This is a genomic window from Pseudomonas sp. B707 (genome assembly GCF_022496685.1).
In the GTDB taxonomy this organism is placed as follows: Bacteria; Pseudomonadota; Gammaproteobacteria; order Pseudomonadales; family Pseudomonadaceae; genus Aquipseudomonas; species Aquipseudomonas paraglycinae.
Genome location: NZ_WTVE01000015.1, coordinates 525,224 through 542,986, shown reverse-complemented (window position 1 = coordinate 542,986; position 17,763 = coordinate 525,224). Strand labels below are relative to the sequence as shown.

17 protein-coding genes and 2 tRNA genes are annotated in these 17,763 nt (G+C 60.4%); 7 read left to right on the top strand and 12 right to left on the bottom strand.

What is annotated here, in order from left to right:
• The 3 genes from GQX66_RS08035 to GQX66_RS08025 all read right to left on the bottom strand — a co-directional run.
• Window positions 1-833 (bottom strand): S-type pyocin domain-containing protein (locus GQX66_RS08035; RefSeq protein WP_240867954.1); only part of this gene is annotated, 833 nt, incomplete at its 3' end.
• 224 nt (window positions 834-1,057) lie between these two features.
• Window positions 1,058-1,134, bottom strand: a tRNA-Met gene (locus tag GQX66_RS08030).
• 115 nt (window positions 1,135-1,249) lie between these two features.
• On the bottom strand, window positions 1,250-3,307 hold the full coding sequence (locus tag GQX66_RS08025) for a methyl-accepting chemotaxis protein (protein ID WP_240867950.1): 2,058 nt from the start codon (window positions 3,305-3,307) through the stop codon (window positions 1,250-1,252).
• 333 nt (window positions 3,308-3,640) lie between these two features.
• Here GQX66_RS08025 and GQX66_RS08020 point away from each other — a divergent pair, with 333 nt between their 5' ends.
• Window positions 3,641-4,858 carry an MFS transporter gene (locus tag GQX66_RS08020; protein ID WP_240867945.1) on the top strand — a complete coding sequence of 406 codons (1,218 nt, stop codon included), beginning with the start codon at window positions 3,641-3,643 and terminating at the stop codon, window positions 4,856-4,858.
• Window positions 4,859-4,921: 63 nt separating this feature from the next.
• On the opposite strand, the gene ychF is transcribed toward GQX66_RS08020, so the two are convergent.
• The 8 genes from ychF to GQX66_RS07980 form a co-directional block, all read right to left on the bottom strand.
• Window positions 4,922-6,022, bottom strand: coding sequence for a redox-regulated ATPase YchF (gene ychF, locus GQX66_RS08015; RefSeq protein WP_085607001.1), 1,101 nt, complete (start codon window positions 6,020-6,022; stop codon window positions 4,922-4,924).
• A gap of 22 nt (window positions 6,023-6,044) precedes the next feature.
• Window positions 6,045-6,629, bottom strand: coding sequence for an aminoacyl-tRNA hydrolase (gene pth / locus GQX66_RS08010; RefSeq protein ID WP_007951726.1), 585 nt, complete (start codon window positions 6,627-6,629; stop codon window positions 6,045-6,047).
• Window positions 6,630-6,800: 171 nt separating this feature from the next.
• A complete protein-coding gene (locus GQX66_RS08005) occupies window positions 6,801-7,403 on the bottom strand; it encodes a 50S ribosomal protein L25/general stress protein Ctc (protein ID WP_102687527.1) in 603 nt (200 codons plus the stop codon).
• A gap of 141 nt (window positions 7,404-7,544) precedes the next feature.
• Window positions 7,545-8,486, bottom strand: coding sequence for a ribose-phosphate pyrophosphokinase (locus GQX66_RS08000; protein ID WP_003171603.1), 942 nt, complete (start codon window positions 8,484-8,486; stop codon window positions 7,545-7,547).
• 47 nt (window positions 8,487-8,533) lie between these two features.
• A tRNA-Gln gene (locus tag GQX66_RS07995) sits at window positions 8,534-8,608 on the bottom strand.
• 37 nt (window positions 8,609-8,645) lie between these two features.
• Window positions 8,646-9,497 carry a 4-(cytidine 5'-diphospho)-2-C-methyl-D-erythritol kinase gene (gene ispE / locus GQX66_RS07990; protein WP_007951723.1) on the bottom strand — a complete coding sequence of 284 codons (852 nt, stop codon included), beginning with the start codon at window positions 9,495-9,497 and terminating at the stop codon, window positions 8,646-8,648.
• A gap of 3 nt (window positions 9,498-9,500) precedes the next feature.
• A complete protein-coding gene (gene lolB, locus GQX66_RS07985; RefSeq protein ID WP_039766346.1) occupies window positions 9,501-10,118 on the bottom strand; it encodes a lipoprotein insertase outer membrane protein LolB in 618 nt (205 codons plus the stop codon).
• Between the two features lie 3 nt (window positions 10,119-10,121).
• Window positions 10,122-11,846, bottom strand: a complete 1,725-nt coding sequence (locus tag GQX66_RS07980; RefSeq protein WP_240867941.1) for a tetratricopeptide repeat protein — start codon at window positions 11,844-11,846, stop codon at window positions 10,122-10,124.
• A 182-nt stretch (window positions 11,847-12,028) separates the two neighbouring features.
• Here GQX66_RS07980 and hemA point away from each other — a divergent pair, with 182 nt between their 5' ends.
• The 6 genes from hemA (at window position 12,029) to GQX66_RS07950 (ending at window position 17,390) form a co-directional block, all read left to right on the top strand.
• Window positions 12,029-13,315, top strand: coding sequence for a glutamyl-tRNA reductase (gene hemA / locus GQX66_RS07975; protein WP_007951716.1), 1,287 nt, complete (start codon window positions 12,029-12,031; stop codon window positions 13,313-13,315).
• Window positions 13,312-14,394 carry a peptide chain release factor 1 gene (gene prfA / locus GQX66_RS07970; protein WP_007951714.1) on the top strand — a complete coding sequence of 361 codons (1,083 nt, stop codon included), beginning with the start codon at window positions 13,312-13,314 and terminating at the stop codon, window positions 14,392-14,394. Before hemA ends, prfA begins: the two co-directional genes overlap by 4 nt.
• Window positions 14,395-15,225: a peptide chain release factor N(5)-glutamine methyltransferase gene (prmC, locus tag GQX66_RS07965; protein ID WP_102687528.1), complete on the top strand. Its 831-nt coding sequence runs from the start codon at window positions 14,395-14,397 to the stop codon at window positions 15,223-15,225.
• On the top strand, window positions 15,219-15,974 hold the full coding sequence (locus GQX66_RS07960; RefSeq protein WP_134020547.1) for a molybdopterin-synthase adenylyltransferase MoeB: 756 nt from the start codon (window positions 15,219-15,221) through the stop codon (window positions 15,972-15,974). Before prmC ends, GQX66_RS07960 begins: the two co-directional genes overlap by 7 nt.
• Entirely contained in the window at window positions 15,967-16,758 is a 792-nt protein-coding gene (gene murI / locus GQX66_RS07955) for a glutamate racemase (protein ID WP_102687530.1), read from the top strand. Before GQX66_RS07960 ends, murI begins: the two co-directional genes overlap by 8 nt.
• Window positions 16,759-16,871: 113 nt before the next feature.
• Window positions 16,872-17,390: an acyloxyacyl hydrolase gene (locus GQX66_RS07950; RefSeq protein WP_039766327.1), complete on the top strand. Its 519-nt coding sequence runs from the start codon at window positions 16,872-16,874 to the stop codon at window positions 17,388-17,390.
• Window positions 17,391-17,444: 54 nt separating this feature from the next.
• Here GQX66_RS07950 and GQX66_RS07945 read toward each other — a convergent pair whose 3' ends face one another.
• Window positions 17,445-17,750, bottom strand: coding sequence for a YkgJ family cysteine cluster protein (locus GQX66_RS07945; protein ID WP_011335918.1), 306 nt, complete (start codon window positions 17,748-17,750; stop codon window positions 17,445-17,447).
• Window positions 17,751-17,763: the final 13 nt, after the last annotated feature.

Here is a 17,763-nt window from a genome sequence, read left to right as displayed (position 1 = left end):
AACGACTTCAGCCCGGTCTCAGCCGGAAACACCAGAATACAATCCTCGGCGGTGATGTCTTCGCCGGGCAGGATTTCAATCTGGCTGTCGGTGTTCGCGGCGATCGGGTGGACGAGGATCGTACTCAGTGCTTCGCCGTGCTCCGGGTGAACCAGCGGCGGCATCGATCCCAGCGGCCCGCGTTGCGGCGTCCACAAAATCGTGATGCCGTTGAGCTTCGCCTCCATGGCGCTCTTGTCGTTGTTCCACTCGACTTTTACGGTACGCACCGAGTCGTCGCCCGAGACGCCGGTGTGGATGCCGTAGACCTGCATGACCCCTCCGGCATCACGTCGGAACTGGAAGCGCACGCGAGTGGTGGCGCGGGGTAGGGTGCGCAGTTGTTCGTCGGTATAAAGGGTGCCGTCGCCCATTCTGGCCGGCAGCATCCCTAGGATGAAAACACTGGCCGGGCCTGTCGCACCACGGATTGCCCAGTTGAGACGTTGCTGCAGAATTCCACCGCCCGCCATGCGCCCCAAGGCCAGATCGGCGCCGATTGCTTTCGCTACGACCTTACTGGCTGCGGGAAAGCGTATGGCGCCCGCCACCATGATCTTGCCGAAACTGGAGGCGGGCTCAGGTGTTGTGCCGGCATCCGTTCGACACCAGTTGTCCGGTGTGCAGGACTTGGCAAATACCAGATCGTCGCGGGGCTTTGGGGTTGGCCATTCATCTGTTGGAACGTAGACGGGCTCTGGCTCTCGGGGCGGATTCCATGCTGCCCATGAGGCGCCGCCGTTTGGAAGCTTTCGGCGCCAGATATCATCGAAAAGGTCTTGGTCCAGGTCCATGACAACTCCCTGTCTGTCGTTGGATCGAGACAGGGGAGCTTGTGGGTCAGTGGGGATGGCGATCAAATCGACTGGTAGGGATGCAGGGGCCTGATCGAACGAAAAATCCTCTTCGTACGCTTTTCGCACCCGGTTCCTACGGAGCCAGCCGACTCACTGAGGAAGGGCACTTTTCTCTAGGCATAAAAAAACGGCCTACCTTTCGGTAAGCCGTTTTTAGTACTTGGTGGCTACACAGGGACTTGAACCCCGGACCCCAGCATTATGAATGCTATGCTCTAACCAACTGAGCTATGTAGCCAAGTGGCGCGCATTATTCCCCTGAAATGGAAAAGCGTCAAGCGTAAATTCAAAATATTTCTTCTTATTTTCAACCGCTTATCCTCCCGCGCCGAAAAAAGGCGCGGGAAGGGCTTTCAACGCAGCTGAAATCTTCCGGTGTTGGCACTCAAGGCATGGCTGCCCTGGCTCAAGGTGTCCGCCGCGAGATTCACGGCCCGCGCGCCTTCGAGCAGACGAACCGCCGCTTGATCGACCTGCTGGATATTGCCGCTGACCTCATCGGCGGTGCTCGCCTGTTCCTCGACCGCCGTGGCGATTTGCGCGAGGGTGTCGGTGACACTCTGCACGGCGCTGGCGATCTCCCCCAGGCGTTCGCCAAGTCCCGTGACCGCTTCCGCGTCCGATTGCGCCTGGCCGCAGGCAGCCTCCATCAGGCTCACGGCTTCATTGACCGTGTTGCGCAGGCTGTCGACCGTACCGGCGATCTGCGCTGTGGACGATTGCGTACGTTGCGACAGGCTGCGTACCTCGTCGGCTACCACGGCAAAACCACGACCTTGTTCGCCGGCGCGAGCTGCTTCAATAGCCGCGTTGAGCGCCAGCAGGTTGGTCTGCTCGGCGACGCCGCGAATGGTATCGACCACCAGTTGAATCTGCTGCCCTTGCTCGCTGACCCGGCCGAGCGCTGCGGCAGTTTCGTTCAGGCGCTGATTGAGCTGCTGGATGCTCGCCGTGGTCCGTTGACTGTCACGGCTACTGTCGGCGGCAATGCGCCGGGTGTGCTGAGCGCTGCCGGAAGCCTGTTCACAACTCTGCGCCACGCCTTGAGACGTCGCCGCCAGTTGCGTGGCGGCTGCGGCGATCTGGCTGATCTGCAATTGCTGCGCTTCGACTTCGCTGAGAGCGCCGCTGGAGTGATCGTTGAGGCTGCGCACGGCGTTGCTCAGTTGCGACGTCTCGTGATCGACACCCAGCAGGCTGGTGCGCAGTTGCACTACGGCCACGTTGAGTGCGGTGCTGATCGAGGCGAGTTCATCGCGACCCACGACCGGCACCTGCAGGCTCAGATTGCCGTCGCGCAGCGCTTCGGCGAGCACGGTGATGCCGCTGGCGCTACGACGGATCGAGGCTTGCAGGCAGACGAACAAATACAGCGCCGCCAGCAACAGGAAACCGAACACAGCCGCGACAACGATGAACTGACGAATCGCCGATCCGTGGTAGTCATCCAGCCGCTGATCCAGCGACATCAGCGATTGCTGGCGCAGCGTGGCGAGGTTGCCGAGCAGGGCATCGAGAGTGCGCTCGAATTCTTCAGGCTTGAGATTGATGCTGCCGCCGAACACGCCGTCATCCAGCACTTTCAAACCGGAGTCCAGCTGTTTAAGGCTGTCGTGATATTGCCCGGCCCAGCCTTGCAGGGCTGGCGGCAGACGCGCTTCGAGCAGGCTCGCGGTTTTCACCAGCTGCTCGCGGGCATCGCCGATGCGGCTGCGCAGGTCGCGCAGTTGCAGACGGCTTTGCAGGGTGAACTGGCCGGAAACCACGGACGCCTGGCCGACGGCTGCCAGCCGACCGACCCGCTCGATCAGGTCTGGTGCGTGCTGGGTGGAAATCTGCGTCAGCAGATAGGTCTCCAGCCACGGCGCGAGGATCAGGCGATTGTCCATCGCGATCTGTTCGCGCAAGGCTTGCAGGGCGCTGAGGGCGTTGGTGAAACGGTCGTAACCGTCCGGCCACCAACCGACACCGGAAAGGCTTTTCGAGTCCAGGCCATTCAGCGCGGCTTGCAGGGCCTGATAGCGGGTCTGGGTTTCACCTTCCGCGCCTTCGGCTTGCAAGGCATTGCCCAAGTCCAGCGTCGCCTGGGCAACAGCAGGTTGTACGCCATCGAACGCAGCCATCGCGGCAAGGGTCGCTGGCGTCGGCTGGCGGTTGGTTTCCGTGGCGCGCCAGCGGGCGGCGCGGTCGCGTTGGGCGGCGAGCAGGTTGTCGAGAGCATCGAGGGCGAGCAACTGCCGCACACCGGCACGTTCGCCGGCGATCAGGTTGAGTTTGTCGCGATAGTCCTGGCCGATCATCAACAGGCTGCCGGCCAATGGCAGGATAAACAGCAGAAACAACAACTGGAATTTACGCGCGAAGCCAAACCGCCCCAGCAACCTGATCCCCGGTGATAAGAAAGCCTGCATGCCCCATGACTCCTCTGGACACCACGCACCATCGGCGTGCATCGCGGTCGTTGCGACCGGGATTGGTGCCCTGCTAAAAGGCCTCGAAAGTTCACCCTTGCCCGCTCTGTAGGCAGGCTCTGTAGCGAAACTTCCCATTCTCGATGCCCTTTGTAAGGGCGCCGCGTTCAAGCGGATAAGCAAGGCAAGATTCAGACCATGGCGTTGCGCTATCACTTGTAGCGCGACGACTGAATAGTTCGTTAGCTGGCTAAGGGGATGGCGCTGGCGCACCGAAAAATGGCACATTGACGCACCTGCCCGCGTGCATCCATCTGCAGTCCGGAAACTCCCATGGCTATCAGCAACGTTCAGACCGCCGCTGCCTCGGCGTCCGCTCCTTCACAAAGCAGCCCTTTGGTGATGCGCATCATCGGCGCGGTGGCGCTGGCGCATTTGATCAACGACCTGATCCAGTCAGTGCTGCCGTCGATCTATCCGATGCTCAAGGCCAACTATGGCCTGAGTTTCACCCAGGTCGGCCTGATTACCCTGACATTCCAATTGACCGCTTCGCTGCTGCAGCCGTGGGTCGGTTATCACACCGACCGGCATCCGAAACCGTGGCTGTTGCCGGCAGGTTCCGTGTGCACGCTGATCGGGATTGTGATGATGTCGATGGTTGGCAGTTTCCCGTTGATTCTGCTGGCGGCGGCGTTGATCGGTATCGGCTCTTCGACCTTCCACCCTGAAGCTTCTCGTATCGCGCGTCTGGCGTCGGGCGGGCGTTTCGGTCTGGCGCAATCGACGTTCCAGGTCGGTGGTAATGCGGGTTCGGCATTCGGCCCGTTGCTGGCAGCGGCGATCATCATTCCTTTCGGCCAGGGTAACGTGGCCTGGTTCGGGCTGTTCGCGGTGTTTGCGTTGTTCGTGCTCTATCGCATCAGCCGCTGGTACGCCCATCACCTGAACCTGTTCAAGCTCAAGGCTGGCCAGGCCGCCACTCATGGACTGTCGAAGGGCAGAGTGATCAGCGCGTTGGTGGTGCTCGGGTTGCTGGTGTTCTCCAAGTATTTCTACATGGCCAGCCTGACCAGTTACTTCACCTTCTACCTGATCGAGAAGTTCGACCTGTCGGTGGCCAGTTCCCAGCTGCATCTGTTCCTGTTCCTCGGCGCAGTGGCGGCGGGCACGTTCTTCGGCGGGCCGATTGGCGACAAGATCGGGCGTAAGGCGGTGATCTGGTTCTCGATCCTCGGCGTGGCACCGTTCACGCTGCTGATGCCGCATGTCGATCTGTTTTGGACCACTGTCCTGAGCGTGGTGATCGGCTTCATCCTCGCTTCGGCGTTCTCGGCGATCGTGGTGTACGCGCAGGAGCTGGTGCCGGGCAATGTCGGGATGATTGCCGGAATGTTCTTCGGTCTGATGTTCGGCTTCGGCGGGATTGGCGCGGCGTTGCTCGGTCATCTCGCGGACATTCACGGCATCGAGTACGTGTACTTCCTGTGCTCGTTCCTGCCGCTGTTCGGGGTGCTGGCGATCTTCCTGCCGAGAACCAAAAAGGCCTGACGGGCCGAATTTCAGGCACAAAAAAGCCGCGTATCAAACGCGGCTTTTTCATGGGTGCAGCTTTTACACGTTGAAGCGGAAGTGCATCACGTCGCCGTCTTTGACGATGTAATCCTTGCCTTCCAGGCGCCATTTACCGGCTTCCTTGGTGCCCGCTTCGCCCTTGTACTGGATGAAGTCGTTGTAGGCGATCACTTCGGCGCGGATGAAGCCTTTCTCGAAGTCGGTGTGGATCACGCCAGCGGCTTGCGGTGCGGTGGCACCGACGCGGACGGTCCAGGCGCGGACTTCTTCGACACCGGCGGTGAAGTAGGTCTGCAGGTGCAGCATTTCGTAGCCGGCGCGGATCACGCGGTTCAGGCCAGGCTCTTCCAGGCCCAGGGCCTCGAGGAACATGTCTTTCTCTTCACCGTCGTCCAGCTCGGCGATTTCCGCTTCGATCTTGTTGCAGACCGGAACGACCATGGCGCCTTCTTCTTCGGCGATGGCCTTGACCACGTCCAGGTGCGGGTTGTTCTCGAAACCGTCTTCAGCGACGTTGGCGATGTACATGACCGGCTTGGTGGTCAGCAGGTGGAAGCCCTTGATGATCGCTTTTTCGTCGGCGCTCATGTTCTTCATCAGGCTGCGTGCAGGCTTGCCTTCAGTGAAGTGCGGGATCAGTTGCTCGAGCAGGGCCTTCTGGGCCACTGCGTCCTTGTCACCACCCTTGGCGTTGCGCGCGACTTTCTGCAGTTGCTTCTCGCAGCTGTCGAGGTCCGCGAAGATCAGTTCCAGGTCGATGATTTCGATGTCGCGCTTCGGGTCGACGCTATTGGAAACGTGGATCACGTTTTCGTCTTCGAAGCAGCGCACGACGTGAGCGATCGCGTCGGTTTCGCGGATGTTGGCCAGGAACTTGTTGCCCAGGCCCTCACCTTTCGACGCGCCGGCAACCAGGCCTGCGATGTCGACGAATTCCATGGTGGTCGGCAGGATGCGCTTTGGATTGACGATGGCCGCCAGAGCGTCCAGACGCGGATCCGGCATCGGCACGATGCCGCTGTTCGGCTCGATGGTGCAGAAGGGGAAGTTCTCGGCCGCGATCCCGGATTTGGTCAGGGCGTTGAACAGGGTGGACTTGCCGACGTTAGGCAGGCCGACGATGCCGCAATTGAATCCCATGGTGTTTCCCCTCGGATTAGAGTCAGGCCTTCTGGCTGTGCAGGTTTTTCATCGCGCGGTTCCATTCACCGGCGAGGATATCCGGCAGCACGCCGAGGGCAAAGTCGATGCTGGCATCGAGTTTTTCCTGTTCGGCGCGTGGCGCACGACCCAGGACGAAATTTGAAACCATACTGGCGACGCCCGGGTGGCCGATGCCAAGCCGCAGGCGGTGGAACGTATTCTGATTGCCCAATTGCGCAATGATGTCGCGCAACCCGTTGTGACCGCCATGGCCGCCGCCGACTTTGAGTTTGGCGACGCCCGGAGGCAGATCGAGTTCGTCGTGCGCCACCAGGATTTCTTCAGGCTTGATGCGGAAGAAACCGGCGAGTGCCGCCACGGCCTGGCCGCTGCGGTTCATGTAGGTGGTGGGAATCAGCAGACGAACATCCTGACCCTGATGCGAGAAGCGCCCGGTCAGGCCGAAATACTTGCGATCGGCCACGAGATTCACGTTCTGTGCGTGGGCGATGCGCTCAACAAAAAGGGCCCCTGCGTTATGCCGGGTCTGCTCGTATTCAGCGCCTGGATTTCCCAGGCCAACGATCAGTTTGATGGCAGTCACGATAGGGGCCCTTCCTTTGAGTGGTGGATAACATCGCCGCGATCAGGGAAGGCGGCGAAAGTGGACGAAAAATGCTCATTTACCATGGATGTAAACTCCGCGTTCCCGCCCGCTTTCTCGCTACGTTCCAGTCCGCGATGTTACCTGCTCACTCAGGCATGACAGAGTGAATTACTCTGCTGCGCCTTCTTCGGTAGCTTCTGGAGCAACACGTGGAGCGTGGACGTTGGCAACAGCCAGGTCGTTACCGTGAGCCAGAGCAACGAACTCAACGCCTTTAGGAGCTTTGAGGTCGGACAGGTGAACGATGGTGCCGATTTCAGCGTTAGCCAGGTCGACTTCGATGAACTCAGGCAGATCTTTCGGCAGGCAGGAAACTTCGATCTCGGCAACAACGTGCGAGATTTCGCCGCCTTTCTTCACTGGAGCAGCTTCGTTGATGAAGTGCACAGGAACGATAGCGGTCAGTTTCTGGCCAGCTACAACGCGTACGAAGTCAGCGTGCATCACGTGGCCTTTGGCCGGGTGACGCTGCAGAGCCTTGATGATCACGTTTTGCTTGGTGCCACCAACGTTCAGCTCGATGATGTGGCTGTAAGCCGCTTCGTTTTCGAGCAGTTTGGCAACTTCTTTGGCCAGCATGCTGATGGATTCAGGGGCTTTGTCGCCACCGTAAACAACAGCTGGAACCAGGGCAGCGAGACGACGCAGGCGGCGGCTCGCACCTTTCCCCAGGTCGGAACGCGCTTCAGCATTCAGAGTAAAATCGTTCATTTTGTATCTCCAAAATAGCCATGACCGAGTGGCGTTTGCGACCAGCGCCGAACACGGTATGGGCAAAAAAGCCCCGCCCCGGCAGGAATGCCGGGGCGGGGCGCTTTTCGTCAACGAGACATTTCGAGAAGGGCAGGGCCCTTAACGGAACATCGCGCTGATCGATTCTTCATTGCTGATGCGGCGAACCGCTTCGGCAACAACCGGTGCGATATCCAGTTGACGGATACGTGCACAGGCTTGTGCTGCAGCGGACAGCGGGATGGTGTTAGTGACCACCAGCTCGTCCAGCACGGAATTTTCGATATTCTCGATGGCCCGACCCGACAGCACAGGGTGTGTGCAGTAGGCAAAGACCTTGGCTGCGCCATGCTCTTTCAGGGCCTTGGCCGCGTGGCACAGAGTGCCGGCGGTATCGACCATGTCATCGACCAGGATGCAGGTACGCCCTTCGACATCACCGATGATATGCATCACTTCAGAGTGATTGGCTTTCTCACGGCGTTTGTCGATGATCCCGAGATCCACGCCCAGGGATTTGGCAACGGCACGTGCACGCACGACGCCACCAATGTCCGGGGACACGATCATCAGGTTCTCGAAGCGCTGATCTTCGATGTCATCCACCAGAACCGGGGAGCCGTAGATGTTATCTACCGGAATATCGAAGAAACCCTGAATCTGGTCAGCATGCAGATCAACCGTGAGAACACGGTCGATGCCGACTACGGTGAGCATGTCAGCAACGACTTTCGCGCTGATAGCCACACGTGCGGAACGCGGACGGCGATCCTGACGGGCATAACCAAAATAAGGAATAACAGCAGTGATACGAGTAGCCGAGGAGCGGCGGAAGGCATCAGCCATCACTACCAGTTCCATCAGGTTATCGTTGGTCGGAGCGCAAGTCGGCTGAATAATGAAGACGTCTTTACCACGAACGTTTTCATTGATCTCGGCTGTAATTTCACCGTCGGAAAATTTACCGACAGAGATGTCACCGAGAGGGATATGCAGCTGACGTACGACACGCCGAGCCAGATCGGGGTTAGCGTTCCCCGTAAAGACCATCATCTTGGACACGCGCAGTACCTGAAGGCTGAGGGTATACCTGGATGAGTATAGGAAAATGGCAGGGGCGGCTGGATTCGAACCAACGCATGGCAGGATCAAAACCTGCTGCCTTACCGCTTGGCGACGCCCCTGTATCTGTTGCTTGCAAGTGCCGGGCACTTGGTTCCTTTAGAGCAGACTTTGCAGCTTGCGATGCAACATCGAAACGTTGCTTCCTTTTGCTACAAATCCTGTAAGGGTCTCTGTCAGAAGGGCCGAGACTTTATCAGCTTCAGCTTTGCTTGGGAAGCCCCCAAACACACAACTTCCAGTTCCGGTGAGTTTTGCTTCGGTAAAATTACCTAACAAATTCAATGCGTTACGTACTTCTGGATAACGCCTCGAGACCACCGGCAAGCAGTCATTTCGACTGTTTCCCTCGGGAACGGGGCGCACTTTAATGGGCGGCGTGTTACGTGTCAACAAAGGATCTGAAAAAATTTCTGCCGTACTAACAGAGACTTGCGGAACGAGCACGACGTACCACGGTTCGGCGGGCTCGACCGGGGTCAGTTTCTCGCCGACACCTTCGGCGAAAGCTGCGTGGCCACGCACGAACACCGGCACGTCCGCGCCCAGTGTCAGGCCCAGTGCTGCCAGGCGATCTTCATCCCAACCCAGTTGCCATAAGTGATTGAGGCCGAGCAGGGTGGTGGCCGCATTCGAGCTGCCGCCACCAATGCCGCCGCCCATCGGCAGGATCTTGTCGATCCAGATATCGATGCCGAGCGAGCAGCCGGATTGTTCCTGGAGTTTCTTCGCAGCGCGCACGATCAGGTTGCTGTCGTGGGGCACGCCGTCGAATTCGGTGTGCAGGCGAATCACGCCGTCGTCACGCACGGCGAAGGTGATTTCGTCGCCGTAGTCGAGGAACTGAAAAAGCGTCTGCAACTCGTGATAACCGTCTTCACGGCGACCGAGAATGTGCAGCATCAGATTGAGTTTGGCCGGCGAGGGCAGAGTGAGGCGTGGAGCGGTCATGCGTTATTGCCCCAATTTGCGCGGTTGCCAGGTCTTGATGACCAGCGTCACGTCCAGGTCGGTGCCGTGCAGCTTGATCCGCTCGGGCAGCCAGTAACCGTTCTGTTCGGCGTAGCTGAGGTATTCGACCTGCCAGCCATCCTGATCCAGATTGGCCAGACGGCTGTTGCCGTCCAGAGTCAGACGGCTTTTGCTGTCCGGTGCCGGGAGGCCGCGAACCCACCACGCCAGATGCGAGACCGGCAGTTTCCAGCCCAGCTGCTCTTCGACCAGCGCTTCCGGAGTCGGCGCTTCATAACGGCCCTGATTCGCCACTTCCAGCGACACCGCGCCCGGGCGGCCGGTCAGTCGAGCGGCGCCACGACCCAGCGGGCCGGACAGACGAATGTCGTAGTAGTCCTGACGTTGCAGCCAGAACAGCGTGCCGCTGCCCGAGTCTTTCGGGGCGCGGATGCCGATCTTGCCGTCGATCTGCCAGCCGTCGAGGCCGGTCAATTGCTGTTTGTGTTCGCGCCATTGGCCCGGATTGCCGTGGCCTTCGACCGATTCACGAGCGCCGAAACCCGCGCAACCGGCGAGCAGGGCGATGAAGCTGAAAACTATGACGTGGCGCAAAAACATGAGTTAAAGAGTCTCGGATCCGGTCAGGCGCTTGATGGTGCTGCGCAGGATGGTGCTGTCAGGCTGGTCCTTGAGGAACTTGCCCCAGATTTGTTTCGCTTCGCGCTGCTTGCCCTTGGCCCACAGCACTTCGCCCAGGTGCGCGGCGACTTCGTGATCGGGGAAGCGCTCAAGGGCCTGACGCAGGTATTTCTCGGCGTCTTCCAGATTGCCCATGCGGAAGTTCACCCAGCCGAGGCTGTCGAGAACCGCCGGGTCTTCCGGGTTGATCTGGTGCGCCTGCTCGATCAGCGCCTTGGCTTCAGCGTAGCGGGTGGTGCGGTCGGACAGGGTGTAGCCGAGGGCGTTGAGGGCCATGGCGTTGTCCGGATCGCGCTTGATGATCAGGCGCAGGTCTTTTTCCATCTGCGCCAGGTCATTGCGTTTTTCCGCCTGCATTGCACGGGTGTAAAGCAGATTCAGATCGTCCGGGTATTGCTGCAACGCTTGTTGCAGGACTTTCCAGGCCTTGTCGCCCTGATTGTTGGCGGACAGGGTTTCGGCTTCGATCAGGTACAACTGGATCGCGTAATCCGGCTGCTCGTCACGCTCGGCGGCCAGTTTGCTCTGGGCTTCGGCGGTCTTGCCGTTGTTCATCAGAATATCGGCCTGACGCAGCTGCGCCGGCAGATAGTCGTTGCCCGGGCCGACCTGGGCGTACTCGATGAGCGCGCCTTGCGGGTCGTTGCGTTCTTCGGCAATGCGGCCCAGGTTCAGGTGCGCCGAATCGACATGGCTTTCCCGGGCGATCAGGTCTTCCAGATAGCCCTTGGCCTCGTCCCAGGCCTTGGCTTCCAGGCAGACCAGCGCCAGGGAATAACGCAGTTCGTCGTCTTCCGGGTATTGCTGAACCAGGGTGGAGAACTCGACCTTGGCGTCGTCCATCCGGTCCTGTTCCACCAGCATCCGCGCGTAGGTCAGGCGCAGGCGCTTGTCGTCCGGATACTTCTTGATGCTCTTTTGCAGCAGCGGCAGCGCTTCGTCGCCGCGATTCAGCCCTTGCAGCAGGCGCGCGCGCAGCAGGATCGGGGCGATCTCGCCGTCTTCCGGCGGGTTGTCTTCGAGCAGGGCAAGCGCACCTTTGGTGTCGCCATCCTGCTGCATCAGCAGGGCCTTGCCGAAAATCAGCTGATTGTTGTTCGGGTGACGCTGCAACAGGCGGTCGAAGCTTTTCATCAGGCCGTTGCGGGTTTCCTGATCGGTGTCGGCGGCCGACAGCGCGAGGAAGTCGAAATGGGTGTCGCCTTTGCCCTGCAGGACTTTCTCCATATAGACCATCGAGTCGTCATAACGCCCGGCGCGAGCCAGTTGCACGGCGGCGGCGCGTTGCGCTTCGAGGTCGTCCGGGGCGTTTTTCGCCCAGATCAGCGCGGTATCGAGAGCCGGCTGATCGGCACCCAGATACTCGGCGATGCGGAACGCACGCTCGGAAACGCCCGGGTCCTGGGTGTTGATGGCCTGGGTCACGTAGTTGTCCAGGGCAATGTCGAAACGATTGCGCTGGCCAGCGAGCTCGGCGCTCAGCAGGCTGAACACCGTTTCCTGGCTGAACGAGCTGTAAACCTTGGGCTTTTCAGGGGCCGGCGTGGTGTCTTCGACCGGTGAGGCACCGTCCTGCGAAACGGGGACCAAGGCCTGGCAGCCGCTGAGGAAGACAAAAGCGAGGAGCAACGCGGAAGATCTATTCATATAGGAAGAGGACGACTAACCTGCGGTCGGATCATCATGACACAAGCCTTCGGCCAAACATAACCGAGTCTCGATTGTGGCCATTATAGGGGCCGACAATTGGGACAATAGTCAGCGGTAGTTGTTCTGAATCTGACGAAGTAGGACAATTGCCGGCTTCACGTCACCATCAGCGACCTTGAATGGCCTTCCTTGCACTCGGTATCAACCACAAGACTGCTTCAGTAGACGTCCGCGAGCGCGTGGCCTTTACCCCTGAGCAGCTGGTGGAGGCCTTGCAGCAGCTCTGCCGACTCACCGACAGCCGCGAAGCTGCGATCCTCTCCACCTGCAATCGCAGTGAGCTGTATATAGAACAGGATCAGCTTTCGGCCGATATCGTGCTGCGCTGGCTGGCCGACTATCACCATTTAAGCCTCGATGAGCTGCGCGCGAGTGCTTATGTGCATGAAGATGATGCGGCAGTTCGTCACATGATGCGCGTCGCCTCCGGGCTCGACTCGCTGGTGCTGGGCGAACCGCAGATTCTCGGCCAGATGAAATCGGCCTACGCCGTTGCCCGCGAGGCCGGCACCATCGGGCCGCTGCTCGGGCGACTGTTTCAGGCGACCTTCAACGCCGCCAAGCAAGTGCGTACCGACACCGCGATCGGTGAGAACCCGGTGTCCGTGGCGTTTGCCGCCGTTAGCCTGGCCAAACAGATTTTCAGCGACTTGCAACGCAGCCAGGCCCTGCTGATCGGCGCCGGCGAGACCATCACCCTGGTCGCCCGTCACCTGCATGAACTGGGGGTCAAGCGCATCGTGGTCGCCAACCGGACGCTCGAGCGCGCCAGCCTGCTGGCCGAACAGTTCGGTGCCCACGCGGTGTTGCTCTCGGACATCCCGGCCGAACTGGTGCGCAGCGACATCGTCATCAGTTCTACCGCCAGTCAGTTGCCGATCCTCGGTAAAGGCGCGGTGGAAAGCGCGCTGAAGCTGCGCAAGCACAAGCCGATCTTCATGGTCGACATCGCCGTTCCCCGTGACATCGAGCCTGAAGTCGGCGAACTCGACGACGTTTACCTCTATAGCGTCGACGATCTGCACGAAGTGGTCGCCGAAAACCTCAAGAGCCGTCAGGGTGCAGCGCAGGCGGCTGAAGAGATGGTTTCGGTCGGCGCCGACGATTTCATGGTGCGCCTGCGCGAGCTGGCGGCGGTCGACGTGCTCAAGGCCTATCGTCAACAGAGCGAACGCCTGCGCGACGAAGAACTGCAAAAGGCCCTGCGCCTGCTGGCCAACGGCGGCAACGCCGAAGACGTGCTCGGGCAACTGGCCCGTGGCCTGACCAACAAACTCCTGCACGCCCCGAGCGTGCAGTTGAAAAAGCTTTCTGCCGAAGGCCGCCTCGATGCGCTGGCCATGGCTCAGGAACTCTTTGCCCTCGAGGGCTCACCGGATAGCTTTTCGGATAAAAAACCGCAATGAAAGCGTCACTGCTCAATAAGCTGGACATTCTCCAGGACCGTTTCGAGGAACTGACCGCGCTGCTCGGCGACGGCGAAGTCATTTCCGACCAGACCAAATTCCGCGCCTATTCCAAGGAATACGCCGAACTTGAGCCGGTGGTACAAGGCTATAAAAAGCTGCTCGGCGTACAAAGCGATCTTGAAGGCGCGCAGGCGCTGCTCAAGGACAGCGACCCGGACATGCGTGAAATGGCCGTGGAAGAAGTCCGCGAAGCCAAGGAGTTGCTGATCACGCTGGAATCCGACCTGCAACGCATGTTGCTGCCCAAGGATCCCAACGACGGGCGCAACGTGTTTCTCGAAATCCGCGCCGGCACCGGTGGCGACGAGGCGGCGATCTTCTCCGGCGACCTGTTCCGCATGTACTCGCGTTACGCCGAACGGCGTGGCTGGCGCGTGGAGATCCTCTCGGAAAACGAAGGCGAACACGGCGGCTATAAAGAAGTCATCGCCCGCATCGAAGGCGACAACGTTTACGGCAAGCTGAAATTCGAATCCGGCGCGCACCGCGTACAGCGTGTACCCGCCACCGAATCCCAGGGCCGAATCCACACCTCGGCCTGCACCGTGGCGGTATTGCCTGAGCCGGACGAGCGCGAAGCCATCGAGATCAACCCGGCGGATTTGCGCGTCGACACTTACCGCTCCTCCGGGGCCGGTGGTCAGCACGTCAACACCACCGATTCGGCGATCCGCATCACCCACATACCGACCGGCACCGTTGTCGAGTGCCAGGAAGAACGTTCCCAGCACAAGAACCGTGCCCGGGCGATGGCCTGGCTGGCGGCCAAACTCAACGACCAGCAGACGGCGGCGGCGGCCAACGCCATCGCCAGCGAACGTAAATTGCTGGTGGGTTCCGGTGACCGCTCCGAGCGCATCCGTACCTACAACTTTGCCCAGGGCCGGGTCACCGACCACCGCGTCAACCTGACCCTGTATTCCCTCGACGAAATCCTCGCCGGTGGCGTCGAAGCGGTGATCGAGCCGTTGCTGGCCGAATACCAGGCCGACCAGCTCGCAGCGATAGGTGAGTAAATGACCATCATCGCCAGCCTGTTGCGCGCCGCCGAACTGCCGGACTCGCCCACCGCGCGTCTGGATGCCGAATTGCTTCTGGCCGCCGCGCTGGGCAAGTCGCGCAGTTTTCTCCACACCTGGCCCGAGCGCATCGTGCCCAGCGAAGCCGCACTGGTTTTTGCCGAGTACCTGCAACGTCGTCGCAGCGGCGAGCCGGTCGCCTACATTCTGGGTCAGCAGGGTTTCTGGAAGCTGGATCTGGAAGTCGCGCCGCACACGCTGATCCCGCGCCCGGACACCGAACTGCTGGTGGAAGCCGCACTGGAATTGCTGCCGGCGACCCCGGCCAAAGTTCTCGATCTGGGCACCGGCAGCGGGGCGATTGCCCTGGCTCTGGCCAGCGAGCGCCCGGCGTGGAAAGTCACCGCCGTGGATCGCGTGCTGGAAGCGGTGGCCCTGGCCGAACGCAATCGCCAGCGCCTGCACTTGAACAACGCCACGGTGCTGAGCAGCCACTGGTTCAGCGCCCTCGAAGGCAAGCGTTTCGAGTTGATCATCAGTAACCCGCCGTACATTCGCGCGGCCGATCCGCATCTGGTGGAAGGCGATGTGCGCTTCGAGCCGGAAAGCGCCTTGGTGGCCGGCATCGACGGGCTCGACGATCTGCGCCTGATCATCGCTCAGGCGCCGGCGCATCTGGAGGCCGGTGGCTGGCTGATGCTCGAACATGGCTATGATCAAGCCGAAGCCGTGCGCGATCTGTTGCTGACGCACGGTTTCGACGAAGTCCACAGCCGCACCGATCTGGGCGGCCATCAACGGATCAGCCTGGGGCGCCTGCCGTGCTGAATGATCAGGAATTGTTGCGCTACAGTCGGCAGATCCTGCTGCAACACATCGACATCGATGGCCAGTTGAAGCTCAAGGACAGCCGGGTATTGATCGTCGGCCTCGGCGGTCTCGGCGCGCCGGTGGCGCTGTACCTGGCGGCGGCGGGTGTTGGTGAATTGCACCTGGCGGATTTCGACACGGTCGACCTGACCAACCTGCAACGCCAGATCATCCACGACACCGACAGCGTCGGCATGAGCAAGGTCGACTCGGCGCTCAAGCGCCTGAGCGCGATCAACCCTGAAATCAAACTGATTCCTCATCGTCAGGCGCTGGACGAAGATTCTCTCGCCGCAGCCGTGGCGTCGGTGGATCTGGTGCTCGACTGCTCGGACAATTTCTCCACCCGCGAAGCGGTCAACGCCGCTTGCGTGGCGGCGCGCAAGCCCTTGGTCAGCGGCGCCGCGATTCGCCTCGAAGGGCAACTTTCGGTGTTCGACCCGCGTCGCGCCGAGAGCCCGTGCTACCACTGCCTGTACGGCCACGGCAGCGAAGCCGAACTGACTTGCAGCGAAGCCGGCGTGGTCGGGCCGCTGGTCGGTCTGGTCGGCAGCCTGCAAGCGCTGGAAGCCTTGAAGTTGCTGGCGGGTTTCGGCGAGCCACTGGTGGGGCGTCTGCTGTTGATCGATGCACTGGGTTCGCGATTCCGTGAGCTGCGGGTCAAGCGCGACCCGGGTTGCAGCGTCTGTGGTTCGCAGCATGCGTGAAGCGCCGATTGCCGTCTTCGATTCCGGCGTCGGCGGTCTGTCGGTGCTGGCGGAAATCCAGCAACTGCTACCGAATGAATCGCTGCTGTACCTCGGCGATTGCGGCCATATTCCTTATGGCGAGAAAACTCCGGAATTCATCCGCCAGCGTTGCAGCGTGATGGCCGGTTTTTTCCGCGAGCAGGGCGCCAAGGCGCTGGTGATCGCGTGCAATACCGCGACCGTGGCTGGCGTCGCTGATCTGCGCCGGGACTTTCCCGAATGGCCGATTGTCGGCATGGAGCCGGCGGTCAAACCGGCCGCCGCCGCCACCCGCAGCGGCGTGGTGGGCGTGCTAGCCACTACCGGCACTTTGCAGAGTGCGAAATTTGCGGCGCTGCTCGATCGTTTTGCCACGGATGTGCGGGTCATCACGCAGCCGTGCCCCGGACTTGTCGAGCGGATTGAAAGCGGCGATCTTCACAGCCCCGAGTTGCGTGCATTGCTCAAGCACTACGTCGATCCGCTACTGGCGAACGGTTGCGACACGATCATTCTGGGCTGCACCCACTACCCGTTTCTCAAGCCGATGCTCAAGTCGATGATCCCCGAGAGCATCAGCCTGATCGACACCGGCGCGGCAGTAGCCCGCCAATTGCAGCGGCTGCTGGCCGAGCGGGATCTGCTCGCCGAAGGGCCGAACCGACCGGTCAGATTCTGGACCAGCGCCGATCCCGAGTCTTTGCGCAACACGCTGGCCCTGTTGGGCCAAGTCGCCGGCGACGTCGAAAAATTCACCTTGTAAAAAAAATGTGAAATATCTAAAAAGTCAGCTGAACTTCTGACCAAGCGCAGATTTCTATAGCGCAGAGTGACCTAGAAAAACCAAACGATCGTTCCGGAAAAGGAAGTTTCAACGTGAAGCGACTATTCTGCTTGGCCGCGATTGCGGCTGCACTGATGGGGCAAAGTTTTACCGCACAGGCTGCTGGCGTCGAGTTTGCAGTGGGTGCCACCAGCGATTCGACGATGACTTATCGCCTGGGCATGAATTTCGACTGGGACAAGAGCTGGCTGCAAAGTGACGTCGGTCGTCTGACCGGTTACTGGAGCGGCGCCTATACCTATTGGGAAGGTGACAAGACCTCCAGCAACAACAGCCTGTCGTTCTCGCCGGTGTTTGTTTACGAGTTTGCCGGTCAGTCGGTCAAACCATATGTCGAGGCGGGGATCGGCGTGGCGCTGTTCTCCAACACCGAGTACGAAGACAACAAGCTCGGCGGTTCTTTCCAGTTCGAAGACCGTATCGGTTTCGGCCTGCGCTTCAATGGCGGGCATGAGGTGGGAATCCGTGCGACGCACTATTCCAACGCCGGTCTGAGCAGCGACAACGATGGGGTCGAAAGCTACGCATTGCATTACACGATGCCGCTATAAGCCCCCAGAAAGTAAGCCCCATAAAAAAGGAGCGCCTGGCGCTCCTTTTTTTATTCAGCGATACGCCGTGGCAATTCCCTGGCGTTCGTCGATGCATTCCGGTGCGCCCATTTCGAACTCGCGGCAGATCAGCGGACGCTTCTCGTAAATCGTGCACATCATCGTGTCGCGATCCAGCGCCGCGCACCAGCCGTCGTCCAGACGCAGCATCACCTCACCACCCCAATCGTCGGTATCGATAAAACGCTCGGGTACGCCGGTGTCGGTGATCAGCATCACTTCGAGCTGGCAACAACAGGCTGCGCAGGTCGAGCAGGTGACCACGGGTTCGGCGATTTGCCGGTGGGGAATGGTTTTCATGGCGCCAGTGTAC